Raw genomic sequence first — 14776 nt, 5'->3', positions numbered from 1 at the left:
TCAAATCTACGGAGATTTCTTACATGAAAAAGACTCTGCTCGCTGCTGCTCTAACAGTCGGCTTCTTCGGTGTTGCACAAGCCGAAACATCGGTTACTTTGTACGGTATCCTGGACGGTGGTATTGGCTACCAAAAACTTGAAGTTGGTGATGCAACTGCCAAGAAAACTGGCATGATCAACGGCATTCAGTCCGGCAATCGTTGGGGCCTGAAAGGTTCCGAAGATCTGGGTAACGGCCTGCGCGCTGTATTCCAATTGGAAAGCGGCTTTGATCTGGGTACTGGTAACAGCGCCCAAGGTGGTCGTCTGTTCGGTCGTCAAGCTACTTTGGGCTTGGCTGGCGATTCCTGGGGTCAATTGGATCTAGGTCGTCAAACCAACATCGGTTCCAAGTACTTCGGCGCCATCGATCCGTTCGCTCTGGGTTTCAACCAGGCTAACCTTGGTACAACCTTCAGCTCGGTCAACACCGTGCGTTGGGACAACATGGTTATGTATCAAACCCCTAACTTCTCCGGCTTCCAGTTCGGCGTTGGCTACTCGTTCAATACAAACGGCGGCCAAGGTTGGGATATCGACGTTCCCGGTGTTGCAAATCCTAACGACGAAAACAACCGTGGCATCACCACCGGTATTCGTTACGCTAACGGCCCTATCGCTGTTGCGCTGTCGTACGACCAATCCAAAGTTAAAGCTGACGACGTTACTATCAAACAGTGGAACATCGGTGGCGCGTACGACTTCGAAGTCGTGAAAGCTCACTTGGCTTTTGGTCAAACACGTAACGGCTTGTTCTCCACAGGTATCTCCGACGAACTGGGTGCAAATCCTTTCACTGGCTTGAACCTGGATGGCTTGAAGGTTAATTCCTACATGGCTGGCCTGAGCGCACCTATCGGTAACGGCAAGCTGCTGGCTTCCTGGCAGATGGCTGACCCACGTAGCAACCCAGATGCATTGGTTGGCGATCTGGAAAAGACCCAGATCTACAGCTTGGGTTACACATACGGTCTGTCCAAGCGCACCAACGTTTACGCCATCGGTTCGTATGCTAAGAACGCATACTTCCTGGATGATGCAAAATCGACTCTGGTCGGTGTTGGTCTGCGTCACCAGTTCTAATCGGAATGCATAGCTAGTCTATGCGCCGTAGCAGTCCGGCTTGCCGGGCAGCTAACAGAACTGAAGCAAGCGCAAGCTTGCAGCAAAAAGCCACTCTTCGGAGTGGCTTTTTGTATTTCACGACTAGCTTGGCTTGGTGTCGATCGGATTTGGCAGTGTTGTCTTTGTCGTCCCGGTTATTTTTAACGCCTTTGTTGTTCGTTTTTGTCGGTGCTGGGTAGGCCGTATGGAGCCGTATGTGTTGTGCAAACGCATCGCTGCATATGTCTGGCTGCACACCGTTTGTGCAGCTTTAGGCCGTTGCGCAGGGGCTTCGTGATGGCTATTGTGGTTCTTGAGCTTGATCTGCGTCATCAACATGTTTCAGGCTTGCGGTCTTAAGCGGAATGACGCTCTCAAAATGCTACAATCCGAGGGTTTACTTATCGTGATTGGTTACTTGGCATGAATCTGCAAGAATACTTTCCCGTCCTGCTGTTTATTATCTTTGCGACCGTCATCGGTTTCGCTCTGCTGGGCGCAGGACGCCTGCTTGGTCCCCATCGCCCTTATGCCGAAAAGCTCTCGCCTTACGAGTGCGGTTTCGAAGCCTTTGGCGATTCGCGCATGAAGTTCGATGTGCGCTATTACTTGGTTGCGATCCTGTTCATCATGTTCGACCTGGAAATCGCCTTCCTGTTCCCGTGGGCAATTGCCAATGGTGAAATTGGCATGGTCGGCTTCTGGACGGCTATCGTATTTCTGGCCATTCTCACCGTGGGTTTTATCTACGAGTGGAAAAAAGGCGCACTCGATTGGGAATAAATCGATTGGGCACAGGCCCAGTCGATGTATGCCGGACTGGCTTTGACGCCAGGCGCGTAATCCGGCAATTCGGCACAAGAATATTCGTTGGATTTGGCGGCGGCGCCGCAAAAGTCCGGCAACCTGGCATCAAGACAGCTCGGTATTAGAGGCAAATTATGGCTATCGACGGCATTATGAAAGAAGGTTTTGTAACCACCAGCGCAGACAAGTTTCTGAACTGGGCCAAAACGGGTTCTTTATGGCCCATGACATTCGGCCTGGCCTGTTGCGCGGTCGAAATGATGCACGCAGGGGCGGCTCGTTACGACCTCGATCAGTTCGGTATTATTTTTCGCCCCAGCCCGCGCCAGTCCGATTTGATGATCGTGGCCGGCACCCTGTGCAACAAAATGGCGCCCGCCCTGCGCAAGGTGTACGACCAAATGGCTGAGCCGCGCTGGGTGGTTTCCATGGGCTCCTGTGCCAACGGTGGCGGCTATTACCACTATTCATATTCGGTGGTGCGCGGCTGTGACCGAATTGTGCCTGTCGATGTATACGTGCCGGGGTGCCCTCCTACGGCCGAAGCACTGGTGTATGGCTTGTTGCAAATGCAGAACAAGATTCGTTTGACGAACACCATCGCGCGCTAAGCCGGCTTGGCTGTCACCCTTAACGTTGAACTGCTTGAAATATGACTCGGCTCGAAACGCTACAAACTAATTTACTGGCTACTTTTGGCGAAAATGCTTCGCTGAAGTTGGCCCTGAATGAACTTACTCTCGAAGTTCCAGCAAAGGACTGGGTCGATACCTGTACCGCCTTGCGCGATAACGCGCTGCTGGGCTTTGATACGTGTATCGACCTGTGCGGAATTGATTATTCCGCATGGGGGGCTCCCACATTTGCGGTCGAGCCCGGTTTGCATGCGCAGCGTTTTGCTGTGGTGGTGCATTTGCTGTCGGTCAAGCACAACTGGCGCTTGCGTATCCGTGCGTATGTTCCCAATGATGAATTTCCGGTATTGCCCACGCTGGTCGAAGTATGGCCTGCGGCCAATTGGTACGAGCGCGAAGCGTTCGACCTGTATGGCATCGTATTTGAAGGGCATCCCGACCTGCGTCGCATCCTTACCGATTACGGCTTTATCGGTCATCCATTCCGCAAAGATTTTCCCTTGTCCGGTAATGTTGAAATGCGCTACGACACGGAACAGCAACGGGTCATTTACCAGCCCGTTACGATCGAGCCGCGCGAGATCACTCCGCGCGTCGTGCGTGAAAAAGGCTACGGAGCAGGGCGCTAATTATGGCTGACATTAAAAACTACACACTGAATTTCGGGCCTCAGCATCCGGCCGCTCACGGCGTTTTACGCCTGGTGCTGGAACTGGACGGCGAGGTCATCCAACGGGCCGATCCGCATATTGGTTTGTTGCACCGAGCCACAGAAAAGCTGGCCGAGCATAAAACCTATTTGCAGGCACTGCCTTACATGGATCGCCTGGACTACGTGTCCATGATGTGCAATGAACACGCGTATGTCATGGCGATCGAGAACCTGGTTGGCATCAAAGTGCCTTTGCGTGCGCAATACATTCGCGTCATGTTCGACGAGATCACGCGTGTGCTGAATCACCTCATGTCGTTGGGCTCGCATGCGCTTGACGTGGGCGCCATGGCGGTCTTCTTGTATGCGTTCCGCGAACGCGAAGACTTGATGGATTGCTACGAAGCGGTGTCGGGCGCACGCATGCACGCGGCCTACTACCGCCCGGGCGGCGTGTACCGCGACTTGCCTGATTCCATGCCCCAGTACGGCGAATCCAGCAAATATCGTGGCGAAAAAGAAATGCGCCTGATGAACGACGCGCGCTCGGGTTCGCTGCTGGACTTTATCGAAGACTTCACCAATCGATTCCCTGCTTGCGTCGACGAATACGAAACCTTGCTGACCGATAACCGTATCTGGAAGCAGCGCCTGGTCGATGTCGGCGTGGTCTCTCCCGATCGTGCCAAAGCGTTGGGCTTTACCGGTCCCATGCTGCGCGGCTCGGGCGTGGAATGGGATTTGCGTAAAATGCAGCCTTACGAAGTTTACGACCGCCTGGATTTCGATATTCCCGTGGGCGTGAATGGCGACTGCTACGACCGCTATCTGGTGCGTATCGGCGAAATGCGTGAAAGTAACCGTATCATCCGTCAGTGCGTGGAATGGCTGCGCAACAACCCCGGTCCTGTCATTGTGGACAACCACAAAGTTGCGCCGCCTTCGCGCGAGCGTATGAAAACCGGCATGGAAGACCTTATTCACCATTTCAAGCTCTTTACCGAAGGCATGCACGTACCGGCTGGCGAAACTTATGCCGCCGTCGAGCATCCCAAGGGCGAGTTCGGCATCTATATGGTGTCAGATGGCGCCAATAAGCCTTATCGCATGAAAATTCGTGCGCCAGGCTTTGCGCACTTGCAGTTCCTAGACGAAATGTCGCGCGGCCACATGATTGCCGACGCCGTTACCATTATTGGTACTCAAGACATTGTGTTTGGCGAAATCGACCGTTAACCGGCGTTAGCCAAGGTAAATACCGGATTCAAACTATGCTGCTTTCTGAACAAGCGTATCAAAAAATCGACCGGGAACTCGCCAAGTTCCCCGGCGATCAGAAACAGTCGGCCATAATGGCCGCACTGACTATCGCCCAAGATGAAAAAGGTTGGGTATCGACGGAAGTCGTCAACGACGTCGCCAAGTACCTGCAGGTTCCGCCAATTGCGGTGCAAGAGGTCGCGACTTTCTACAACATGTTCAACATGCATCCGACCGGCCGTTTCAAGATCACGGTATGCACCAATCTGCCCTGTGCCTTGCGCGACGGGGTCAAGGCGGCCGATTACCTGAAAGAAAAGCTGGGTATCGGCTTTCACGAAACCACGCCCGACGGCATGTTTACGCTGGCGGAAGGCGAGTGCATGGGTGCCTGTGGCGATTCGCCGGTCATGCTCATGAACAACAAGCACATGTGCGTACGTATGTCGTCCGAAAAAATCGATGCCATGATTGAAGAACTTAAACAGCACGGGGAATCGGCATGAACGCGCCGGGTCTATTGCAGCAGTTTTCCCAAGGCCTGACGCCGAATCCGGCCAGCGACCTGTCGACCAGCATGATCTTCCACGATCGTCACCTGAGTCCGCAGATTATCGCGGGCCTGGACGGTGATAATTGGGGCCTTGAAGATTACGTCAAGCGTGGTGGTTACGAGGCCTTGCGCAAAATTTTGACCACGGGCATGACGCCTGACGAGGTCATTGCCACCGTCAAGGCCTCAGGCCTGCGTGGACGTGGCGGTGCGGGCTTCCCAACCGGTTTGAAGTGGAGCTTCATGCCGCGTACTTTGCCAGGCCAAAAATACCTGGTGTGCAATTCTGACGAAGGCGAGCCTGGCACTTTCAAAGACCGCGATATCCTGCGCTTTAATCCGCATATCGTGATCGAAGGCATGGCCATTGCCGCATATGCAATGGGCATCACCGTTGGCTATAACTACATCCACGGCGAAATTTTCGACGTGTATAGCCGTTTCGAGGAAGCACTGGAACAGGCTCGCGCCGCAGGTTTCCTGGGTGACAAAATACTGGGTTCGGAATTCAATTTCCAACTGCACGCGTTCCACGGCTATGGCGCTTACATTTGCGGCGAAGAAACAGCCTTGCTGGAATCGCTGGAAGGCAAGAAGGGGCAGCCGCGCTTCAAGCCGCCTTTCCCCGCCAGCTTTGGCTTGTATGGCAAACCCACCACCATCAATAACACCGAAACCTTTGCGGCGGTGCCTTGGATATTTCGCAACAGCGCCGAGGAATACCTGGAAATCGGCTTGCCCAACAATGGCGGCACCAAGCTGTTTTCGGTTTCCGGCGACGTCGAACTGCCCGGCAACTATGAAATTCCCCTGGGCACGCCTTTCAGCAAATTGCTGGAGCTGGCTGGCGGGATGCGCGGCGGTCGTAAATTGAAGGCTGTGATCCCTGGCGGCTCCAGTGCGCCAGTACTGCCAGCCGACATCATGATGCAAACCACGATGGATTACGATTCCATCGCCAAGGCCGGCTCCATGCTGGGTTCTGGCGCCGTCATCGTGATGGACGAAACCCGTTGCATGGTCAAGTCGCTGATGCGCTTGTCTTATTTTTATTTCGAAGAAAGCTGCGGCCAATGTACGCCTTGCCGCGAGGGCACTGGCTGGTTGTATCGCATCGTAGAACGTATCGAAAACGGCCAGGGTCGTCCGGAAGACCTGGATGTTCTGGATTCGGTTGCCTATAACATCATGGGCCGCACGATTTGTGCGCTGGGCGATGCTGCCGCCATGCCGGTACGCAGCTTTATCAAGCATTTCCGCGACGAGTTCGCACACCACATCGAGCATAAACGCTGTGTGGTGCCCAAATATTTGTAGGGTCAGGACACGCTAATGGTTGAACTCACCATCGACGGCATTAAAGTAGAAGCTCCCGAAGGCAGCATGGTCATACAGGCCGCGCATAAGCTTGGGGTTTACGTGCCGCATTTCTGCTATCACAAGAAACTCTCCATCGCGGCCAATTGCCGCATGTGCCTGGTAGACGTCGAAAAAGCACCTAAGGCATTGCCTGCCTGTGCCACTCCCGTCACCAATGGCATGGTGGTCCATACGCGCTCCGAAAAAGCCGTTGCCGCCCAAAAAAGCGTCATGGAATTCCTGTTGATCAATCACCCTCTGGATTGCCCTGTGTGCGACCAGGGTGGTGAGTGTCAGCTCCAGGATCTGGCCGTAGGCTACGGCGCTTCGGCTTCGCGCTACCAGGAAGAAAAACGGGTTGTGGTCGGCAAATCCATGGGCCCGCTCATTTCCACCGACGCCATGCAACGCTGCATCCATTGCACACGTTGCGTGCGTTTTGGCCAGGAGATCGGTGGTGTGATGGAAATCGGCATGGTCAACCGTGGCGAGTTTTCCGAGATCACCACCTTCGTGGGCCAGGCCGTAGAGTCTGAGCTGTCGGGCAACATGATCGACATCTGCCCGGTGGGCGCCTTGCTCTCCAAGCCCTTCAAGTTCACCGCCCGTACCTGGGAAATGGCTCGACGTCGTACGGTCAGTCCGCACGATAGCCTGGGTGCCAACCTCGTGGTGCAAGCCAAGATGGATCGTGTTTTGCGCGTGGTGCCTTTCGAAAATGAAGAGGTCAACGAGTGCTGGATCAGCGACCGTGACCGCTTTTCATATGAAGGCTTGTATACCGCAGACCGCCTGGCCCATCCTATGATCAAGGGTGAAGACGGCCAATGGCGCGAGGCTTCCTGGAGCGATGCGCTCCAAGTTGTGGTGCATGGTTTCAATAATGTCCGCGAGCAATTCGGCGCGGGGCAGATCGGCGGTATCGGCAGCCATGGCGCCACCACCGAAGAGCTTGCCTTGCTGGCGCGCCTGATGCGTGCCCTGGGTTCGGAAAACGTGGATTTCCGCTTGCGCACTATCGATCCTGCATTCGATCAGGCGATCGCAGGAATACCATGGCTGGGCATGCCGGTTGCCGAGCTCGGTCAATTGGACCGTGTGCTGGTGGTCGGCTCATTCATCCGCAAAGACCATCCCCTGATGGCGCAGCGCCTGCGCCAGGCCGCCAAGCACGGTACTCAAATTTCATTCATTGATTCGGCTGCTGAAGATCCGCTATTTCCGGTAGCTGGGCGCATGACGGTTGCGCCAAGCGTATTGCCCAACGCATTGGCTGAAGTCCTGGTCGCGCTGAGTAACGCCAAATCTTTACCGGTTCCAGAAGCCTTTGCCTCGGTAGAGGCTTCACCGGCCGCTCAACAAATTGCTGCAAGCCTGTTGTCCGGTGAGCGCGTGGCAGTGATGCTGGGCAACATGGCTGTAGCCTCCGGCCAGGCCAGTTTGATTGCCGCCAATGCTGCAGCGCTGGCCAAAGCAGTTGGCGCGAAGTTCGGCTTTCTTACCCCGGGCGCCAATACTGTCGGTGGCTACCTGGCCGGCGCCATACCTGGCCAAGGCGGCTTGACCGCCGAGCAAATGCTTAGCCAGCCACTGAAAGCTTATCTGGTGTTGCATGCCGAGCCGGCCCTGGACAGCGATAACGGTGCGCGTGCGCTTGAATCGCTAAAAGGCTCCGGTTTTGCCGTCGCGCTGACTTCCTTCAAGTCGGCAGCCCAGGACTGGGCCGATGTCATGCTCCCAATTTCGCCGTTTACCGAAACGTCCGGCACCTTTGTCAACGCGGAAGGTCGCGCTCAAAGCTTCAAGGGCGCCGCCGCGCCGTTTGCCGATACGCGCCCGGGCTGGAAGGTTTTGCGCGTTTTGGGCAATCTCTTCCAGTTGCAAGGTTTTGATGATGAAACCTCCGAGTCGGTGCGCGATACGGTCATGGTAGGCGGCATTGACGGACGCTTGTCCAACGACATCACAGCAGGCATAGGTCTGACAGTGGCGTCGCAAGGGCTGGAGCGCGTTGCTGATGTGCCGATCTATCGTAGCGATGCCCTGGTGCGCAGGTCGCAGCCCTTACAAGAAACGTCTGCTTCGCAGTCGCCTCGCGCCCGCATGTCGGCAAGCACGCTTGCCGGCCTGGGCCTGGAATCGGGCGACGCCGTACGTATTGGTTCAGCGCAAGGCCAGGCAACCCTGGCGTCATTGCTTGACGATACTGTAGCGCATGGATGTGTGCGGATCGCCACTGCGTTCAATGAAACGCTGGCGCTGGGTAGCGGCTTTGGCCAACTTACGGTGGAGCGTGCCTAATGGAGTGGTTTGAATTCATAAAGACTTTCGGCACTGATCTTATCGGTCCAGAAGCTTGGTATGTAGTGTGGTTGCTGATCAAGATTGTCGTAATCGCAGTACCTATTATTTTGTGTGTTGCCTACCTGACTTATTGGGAACGCAAAATGATCGGTGCGATGCACGCGCGCCGAGGACCGAACCGGGTGGGTTACCGGGGCTTGTTGCAGCCCTTTGCTGACGTATTCAAACTTCTTACCAAAGAAGTGATCATGCCGGCCAAGTCCAATAAGGTCTTGTTCGTGCTGGCGCCAGTCGTTACCCTGATGCCCGCATTGGCAGCCTGGGCTGTCATTCCTTTCGGCCCTGAAATCGTTCTGGCCAACGTGAATGCCGGCTTGTTGTATGTCATGGCGATTACATCGCTAGGTGTATACGGCGTCATCGTTGCTGGCTGGGCGTCCAACTCCAAGTATGCGTTGCTGGGTGCACTGCGCGGTGCAGCGCAAATGGTGTCGTACGAGTTGGCCATCGGTTTTGTGTTCATCACAGTTTTGCTGGTGTCGGGTACGCTTAACCTTAGCGGTATTGTCAACGGGCAGGGCGCGGGTTGGTTCGCTGATAAAGGCATCAACTTCATGTCCTGGAACTGGTTGCCGTTGCTGCCACTGTTTGTTATCTACGTGGTATCGGCTGTAGCAGAAACCAACCGCCACCCGTTTGACGTCGTCGAAGGCGAATCGGAAATCGTGGCCGGTCACATGGTCGAATATTCGGGCATGGGGTTTGCGCTGTTCTTCCTGGGCGAATATGCCAACATGATTCTGCTGTCGGCAATGGCTTCCATCATGTTCCTGGGCGGCTGGATGCCTCCTTTGGAAATCGCACCGCTTACCTGGATCCCAGGATGGCTGTGGCTGGGGCTGAAAACCTTTGTGGTGGTTTCGATGTTTGTGTGGTTCCGTGCGACATTCCCGCGTTATCGCTACGATCAAATTATGCGTTTGGGCTGGAAAGTATTCATTCCATTTACCGGCATATGGTTGCTGGTGGTGATGATCTGGATGAAAACGCCCTGGAATATATGGCAATAGGACACAGGGGCTAGATTATGCAAGCTATTAAAGATTTCTTCGGCAGCCTGATGCTGACCGAAATGTTGCAGGGTATGCGCCTGACCGGCAAGTATTTCTTCAAGCGCAAGGTTACTTTGCGTTATCCCCAAGAGAAAACGCCGGCCTCGCCGCGCTTTCGCGGGCTTCATGCTTTGCGTCGCTACCCGAATGGGGAAGAGCGCTGCATCGCATGCAAACTGTGCGAAGCAGTTTGCCCGGCACTGGCGATTTCCATTGAATCGGAAGAGCGCGATGACGGCACCCGCCGCACCACTCGTTACGATATCGACTTGGCCAAATGCATATTTTGCGGCTTCTGTGAGGAAAGCTGTCCGGTGGACTCCATCGTCGAAACGCATATCTCTGAATACCACGGGGAAAAACGCGGCGATCTGTACTACACCAAAGATATGTTGTTGGCTATCGGTGATCGCTACGAGCCTGAAATTGCACGTCGTCGTTCCGAAGACGCCCCTTATCGTTGATGCCGGGACCTGACACTTATGATTTTTACTACTGTCCTGTTTTATTTGTTAGCGCTGGTGATGATCGTCGCCGCGTTTCGCGTCATTACGGCCAGCAGCCCGGTTGTCGGCGTGCTGCACCTGATCCTGACGTTTTTTACGGCCTCAATGATATGGATGCTGCTGGGGGCCGAGTTCGTCTCGTTGTTGCTGGTGGTCGTCTATGTTGGCGCAGTCATGGTTCTGTTCCTGTTCGTGGTCATGATGCTCGACGTCCGCACTGACGCATTGCGCGCAGGCATGAAAACCTATTTGCCAATGGGCTTGATTATCGGCCTTATCATGGTGCTGGAGATGGCGTTCGTCCTTGCCAAGACCTGGTTCGAGGCCGGTCCTCAGGCACCAGTCGCCGATGACTACAACAATACGCACGCATTGGGCGTGGCCATGTACACCGACTATGTATTTGCCGTGCAGGTTGGCGGTGTGATCCTGTTGGTTGGCATGGTTTCCGCTATCGCCCTGACCATGCGCCGGCGCGCCGATTACAAGCGCACCGATCCGTCGGCGCAAGTCCGGGTACGCGCCAAAGATCGTGTACGCATGGTTAGCATTCCCTCGCAAACCGAATTGCCTTCTACGGCTACGGATGCCAGTCAAGCCCAAGGGGACAAAAAATGACATTGACTCTTGCCCACTACCTGATACTTGGCGCCATTCTGTTCGCCACGGGGATCTTCGGTTTTTTCCTGAACCGCCGTAACCTGCTTATCTTGTTGATGTCCATCGAGCTGATGCTGTTGGCAGCCAACATGAATTTCGTGGCGTTCTCGACCTGGTTCGGTGATACCGCCGGTCAGGTCTTCGTCTTTTTCATTCTTACGGTGGCTGCCGCTGAAGCCGCTATCGGCCTGGCGATTTTGGTGTTGCTGTTCCGCAACCTGAATACGATCAACGTTGAAGAACTTGACCAGCTCAAGGGTTGATGGGATTGCACATACTATGAATTCACCAAGTCTTTATTTATTAATCGCATTAGCTCCGCTGGCTGGCGCCCTGATCGTCGGGTTGTTCGGCACGGGGTTTCTGGGCAGCTTCATCGGCCGGCGAGCGTCGCATCTGATCACTATCGCGGGCGTGCTGATTTCGTTTATAGGGTCTGTCATTGTCCTGTTCCAGGTGCTAGACGGCCATACCTACGACGGTGTGCTTTATACCTGGAGTGTCATCGGCACGACCAAGCTTGAACTGGGCTTCCTGATCGATTCGCTGTCGGCCCTGATGATGGTGGTGGTCACCGGCGTTTCGCTGATGGTGCATATCTACACCATAGGTTATATGGTCGATGATCCCGGCTATCAGCGTTTCTTTTCCTATATCTCGTTGTTTACGTTTTCCATGCTGTTTTTGGTCATGGCCAACAACATGGTGCAGTTGTTCTTTGGCTGGGAAGCGGTGGGGCTGGTTTCCTACCTGTTGATCGGCTTCTGGTACAAGCGTCCTACTGCAATATTTGCCAACATGAAGGCCTTTCTGGTCAACCGTGTAGGCGACTTCGGTTTCGTGCTGGGAATAGGCCTGTTGTTTGCCTACGCCGGTAGCATGCATTATGCCGAGATCTTCTCGCAGTCCGATAAATTGGCTGGCATGACTTTTCCTGGTACCGATTGGCAATTGCTGACGGTGGCTTGTATTTCCCTGTTTATCGGGGCGGCGGGTAAATCGGCACAAGTGCCTTTGCATACCTGGTTGCCTGATTCCATGGAAGGCCCTACGCCTATTTCGGCCTTGATCCACGCGGCAACGATGGTGACTGCCGGTATTTTCATGGTGGCGCGCTTTTCGCCCATATTTGAACAGTCGACGACCGTGCTTTCGGTGATGATAGTCATTGGGGCTATCGGCGCCTTGTTCCTGGGTATCCTGGGTATAGTGCAAACCGATATCAAGCGCGTTATTGCCTATTCCACGCTGTCCCAACTGGGCTACATGACAGTGGCGTTGGGCGCTTCGGCCTATTCGGTGGCGATTTTCCACCTGATGACGCACGCGTTCTTCAAGGCCTTGTTGTTCCTGGGCGCCGGTTCGGTCATTATCGGCATGCACCACGACCAGGACATCCGCAATATGGGCGGGCTGCGCAAGTACATGCCCATTACCTGGATTACCTTCCTGATCGGTACATTGGCACTGGTCGGTACACCGTTCTTCGCAGGCTTCTATTCCAAAGAGCACATTATCGAAGCGGCCGGGGCGGCCAATGTGTGGGGCGCAAGTTTCGCTTATTACGCGACCCTGACCGGCGTATTCGTCACCTCCTTGTATTCGTTCCGAGTTTATTTCCTGGTGTTCCACGGTAAAGAGCGTTTCAATACCGACGCACATGCCGGCCATGACCATGACGGCCACGACGAGCATCATGGCGGTACGCCGCACGAATCACCGTGGGTCGTGACTCTGCCATTGGTGCTGTTGGCGATACCTTCGGTTATTGCAGGCGCCTGGTTTATCGACCCCTTGCTCTTCGGCGACTTCTTTAAGGGCGTCATCACGGTATTGCCTGCGCATCCCGCCATGGCAGACCTGGCCGGACACTGGCACGACTGGGTTGCGTTCGCGTTGCACGGCTTTGTTACCTTGCCGTTCTGGCTAGTGATAGCAGGCCTGGTCGTTGCCTGGTACTGCTACGTCATCAACCCCAAAGTCCCTGCGGCAATACACAGCAAGCTGTCGGTGATCAATCGTGTACTCGACAACAAGTACTATGCCGATTGGTTCAACGAGCAAGTCATCTCCCGGGGTGTGCGTTGCCTGGGGCATGGTTTGTGGCAGGCGGGCGACCGAGGCTTGATCGATGGTGTGCTGGTTAACGGCAGCGCCCGCGTGGTGGGCTGGGTGGCGGCTGTCAGCAAGCATCTGCAGTCTGGCTATATCTATCACTATGCCTTCGCGATGATCATCGGGATCATGGCTTTATTAACCTTTTTTGTGCTGACGGTTCACTGATGGCTAGCGATATGGCGTCTTCTACTTTTCCCTGGTTAACACTGGCAATTTTTGTACCGATCATTGCGGGCCTGATTGTGCTGCTGCTGGGTCGCGACGATCGGCCAGGTTTTACGCGGGTGTTGGCCCTGATCGGGTCGGTTGCCGGCTTCCTGGTTACCTTGCCGTTGTATATGGGCTTTAATCCCAATACAGCCGACATGCAGTTCGTTGAAAAGACCAGCTGGATCGAAACCTTTGCAGTGAACTACCACTTGGGCATCGATGGTATCTCCATCTGGTTTGTTCTGTTGACGGCTTTTATTACGGTCATCGTCGTATTGGCCGGCTGGCAAGTCATTACCAGCCGCGTTGCGCAATACATGGCGTCTTTCCTGATTTTGTCGGGCTTGATGGTCGGTGTATTCGCATCGTTGGACGGCATGCTGTTCTATGTCTTCTTCGAAGCTACCCTGATACCGATGTATTTGATTATCGGCGTGTGGGGTGGGCCTAACCGGGTCTATGCAGCGTTCAAGTTCTTTCTGTATACCCTGATGGGCTCCTTGCTCACGCTAGTAGCTTTCATCTATCTGTGGCATGCCTCAGGTGGTTCGTTCGATATCCAGACTTGGCATGACTTGAAGCTGGGCTATACGCCTCAGATCTTCGTTTTCGTCGCCTTCCTGGCTGCTTTCGCTGTCAAAGTGCCGATGTGGCCGGTGCATACTTGGTTGCCGGATGCCCACGTCGAAGCGCCTACCGGTGGTTCGGTGGTACTGGCGGCCATCATGCTTAAGTTGGGGGCTTACGGTTTCCTGCGTTTTTCGCTTCCTATCGCGCCGGACGCGTCGCAAAGCCTGGCCGGCATGATGATTGCCTTGTCGCTGATCGCCGTTATTTATATCGGTTTGGTTGCGATCATCCAGGATGACATGAAAAAGCTGGTGGCCTATTCATCGGTAGCCCACATGGGTTTCGTGACATTGGGTTTCTTCGTATTCAATACGGCAGGCCTGGAAGGCGCGATCGTGCAAATGATTTCGCACGGTTTTGTGTCGGGCGCGATGTTCCTGTGTATTGGCGTACTGTACGATCGCCTGCACACTCGGCGCATCGACGCCTACGGTGGCGTAATCAATGTGATGCCTCGTTTTGTCACCTTCTTTGTGTTGTTTTCCATGGCCAACGCCGGGTTGCCAGCGACCAGTGGATTCGTGGGTGAATTCACGGTCATCATGGGCGCTGTCGAATACAACTTCTGGGTAGGCTTGTTGACTGCATCGGCATTGATCTGGGGCGCCGCTTATTCCTTGTGGATGCTCAAACGCGTGGCGTTCGGCGAAATTGCCAACGACAACGTACGCGCCATGACCGACCTGAGTTCGCGTGAATTCTTCATTTTGGGAATCATGGCGATCGCGGTGTTGTTCATGGGTATTTATCCCAAACCGTTTACAGATGTCATGCACGTGTCGGTGGAAGCCTTGTTGCAGCACGTCTCTATCTCGAAACTGTAGA

The 14776-nt window shown here is 54.6% G+C and carries 14 protein-coding genes; all 14 read left to right on the top strand.

All coding sequences use genetic code 11. The annotated features are described in order from the left end of the window. The first annotated feature begins 23 nt into the window (after positions 1-23). The 14 genes from ABWO67_RS04615 (at position 24) to ABWO67_RS04550 (ending at position 14775) form a co-directional block, all read left to right on the top strand. Positions 24-1124, top strand: a complete 1101-nt coding sequence (locus tag ABWO67_RS04615) for a porin (RefSeq protein WP_353148172.1) — start codon at positions 24-26, stop codon at positions 1122-1124. A gap of 444 nt (positions 1125-1568) precedes the next feature. After that, on the top strand, positions 1569-1928 hold the full coding sequence (locus ABWO67_RS04610; protein WP_353148169.1) for an NADH-quinone oxidoreductase subunit A: 360 nt from the start codon (positions 1569-1571) through the stop codon (positions 1926-1928). A 158-nt stretch (positions 1929-2086) separates the two neighbouring features. Next, positions 2087-2563 (top strand): NuoB/complex I 20 kDa subunit family protein, encoded by a 477-nt coding sequence (locus ABWO67_RS04605; RefSeq protein ID WP_102072153.1) that lies wholly within the window; start codon positions 2087-2089, stop codon positions 2561-2563. Positions 2564-2604: 41 nt separating this feature from the next. Beyond that, positions 2605-3216, top strand: a complete 612-nt coding sequence (locus ABWO67_RS04600; protein WP_353148164.1) for an NADH-quinone oxidoreductase subunit C — start codon at positions 2605-2607, stop codon at positions 3214-3216. 2 nt (positions 3217-3218) lie between these two features. Beyond that, positions 3219-4475, top strand: a complete 1257-nt coding sequence (locus ABWO67_RS04595) for an NADH-quinone oxidoreductase subunit D (protein WP_353148161.1) — start codon at positions 3219-3221, stop codon at positions 4473-4475. A gap of 35 nt (positions 4476-4510) precedes the next feature. Beyond that, complete coding sequence (gene nuoE, locus ABWO67_RS04590; RefSeq protein WP_353148158.1) at positions 4511-5005, top strand: NADH-quinone oxidoreductase subunit NuoE; 495 nt, start codon at positions 4511-4513, stop codon at positions 5003-5005. Beyond that, positions 5002-6369, top strand: coding sequence for an NADH-quinone oxidoreductase subunit NuoF (nuoF, locus tag ABWO67_RS04585; protein ID WP_353148155.1), 1368 nt, complete (start codon positions 5002-5004; stop codon positions 6367-6369). The genes nuoE and nuoF overlap by 4 nt, the downstream gene beginning before the upstream one ends. A 15-nt stretch (positions 6370-6384) precedes the next feature. Further along, positions 6385-8712, top strand: a complete 2328-nt coding sequence (gene nuoG / locus ABWO67_RS04580; protein ID WP_353148152.1) for an NADH-quinone oxidoreductase subunit NuoG — start codon at positions 6385-6387, stop codon at positions 8710-8712. Then, positions 8712-9785 carry an NADH-quinone oxidoreductase subunit NuoH gene (nuoH, locus tag ABWO67_RS04575; RefSeq protein ID WP_353148149.1) on the top strand — a complete coding sequence of 358 codons (1074 nt, stop codon included), beginning with the start codon at positions 8712-8714 and terminating at the stop codon, positions 9783-9785. The genes nuoG and nuoH overlap by 1 nt, the downstream gene beginning before the upstream one ends. 17 nt (positions 9786-9802) lie before the next feature. Next, on the top strand, positions 9803-10291 hold the full coding sequence (gene nuoI / locus ABWO67_RS04570) for an NADH-quinone oxidoreductase subunit NuoI (protein ID WP_353148146.1): 489 nt from the start codon (positions 9803-9805) through the stop codon (positions 10289-10291). Positions 10292-10309: 18 nt separating this feature from the next. Then, a complete protein-coding gene (locus ABWO67_RS04565; protein ID WP_353148143.1) occupies positions 10310-10951 on the top strand; it encodes an NADH-quinone oxidoreductase subunit J in 642 nt (213 codons plus the stop codon). Next, positions 10948-11256, top strand: a complete 309-nt coding sequence (nuoK, locus tag ABWO67_RS04560) for an NADH-quinone oxidoreductase subunit NuoK (protein ID WP_353148140.1) — start codon at positions 10948-10950, stop codon at positions 11254-11256. Before ABWO67_RS04565 ends, nuoK begins: the two co-directional genes overlap by 4 nt. Before the next feature lie 16 nt (positions 11257-11272). Then, a complete protein-coding gene (gene nuoL / locus ABWO67_RS04555; RefSeq protein ID WP_353148138.1) occupies positions 11273-13276 on the top strand; it encodes an NADH-quinone oxidoreductase subunit L in 2004 nt (667 codons plus the stop codon). Next, on the top strand, positions 13273-14775 hold the full coding sequence (locus tag ABWO67_RS04550) for an NADH-quinone oxidoreductase subunit M (RefSeq protein ID WP_353148186.1): 1503 nt from the start codon (positions 13273-13275) through the stop codon (positions 14773-14775). Before nuoL ends, ABWO67_RS04550 begins: the two co-directional genes overlap by 4 nt. Position 14776 lies beyond the last annotated feature (1 nt).

The sequence above is a fragment of the Pollutimonas bauzanensis genome, assembly GCF_040393045.1.
Taxonomy (GTDB): Bacteria; Pseudomonadota; Gammaproteobacteria; order Burkholderiales; family Burkholderiaceae_B; genus Pollutimonas; species Pollutimonas bauzanensis_A.
This window is presented reverse-complemented; position numbering and strand designations above follow the sequence as displayed.

Coding starts and splice junctions, on each gene's coding strand:
- ABWO67_RS04610 (WP_353148169.1), top strand. CDS start 1,569: ATGAATCTGCAAGAATACTTTCCCGTCCTGCTGTTTATTATCTTTGCG.
- nuoK (WP_353148140.1), top strand. CDS start 10,948: ATGACATTGACTCTTGCCCACTACCTGATACTTGGCGCCATTCTGTTC.
- nuoI (WP_353148146.1), top strand. CDS start 9,803: ATGCAAGCTATTAAAGATTTCTTCGGCAGCCTGATGCTGACCGAAATG.
- nuoL (WP_353148138.1), top strand. CDS start 11,273: ATGAATTCACCAAGTCTTTATTTATTAATCGCATTAGCTCCGCTGGCT.
- ABWO67_RS04605 (WP_102072153.1), top strand. CDS start 2,087: ATGGCTATCGACGGCATTATGAAAGAAGGTTTTGTAACCACCAGCGCA.
- ABWO67_RS04565 (WP_353148143.1), top strand. CDS start 10,310: ATGATTTTTACTACTGTCCTGTTTTATTTGTTAGCGCTGGTGATGATC.
- nuoH (WP_353148149.1), top strand. CDS start 8,712: ATGGAGTGGTTTGAATTCATAAAGACTTTCGGCACTGATCTTATCGGT.
- nuoE (WP_353148158.1), top strand. CDS start 4,511: ATGCTGCTTTCTGAACAAGCGTATCAAAAAATCGACCGGGAACTCGCC.
- ABWO67_RS04615 (WP_353148172.1), top strand. CDS start 24: ATGAAAAAGACTCTGCTCGCTGCTGCTCTAACAGTCGGCTTCTTCGGT.
- nuoF (WP_353148155.1), top strand. CDS start 5,002: ATGAACGCGCCGGGTCTATTGCAGCAGTTTTCCCAAGGCCTGACGCCG.
- nuoG (WP_353148152.1), top strand. CDS start 6,385: ATGGTTGAACTCACCATCGACGGCATTAAAGTAGAAGCTCCCGAAGGC.
- ABWO67_RS04595 (WP_353148161.1), top strand. CDS start 3,219: ATGGCTGACATTAAAAACTACACACTGAATTTCGGGCCTCAGCATCCG.
- ABWO67_RS04600 (WP_353148164.1), top strand. CDS start 2,605: ATGACTCGGCTCGAAACGCTACAAACTAATTTACTGGCTACTTTTGGC.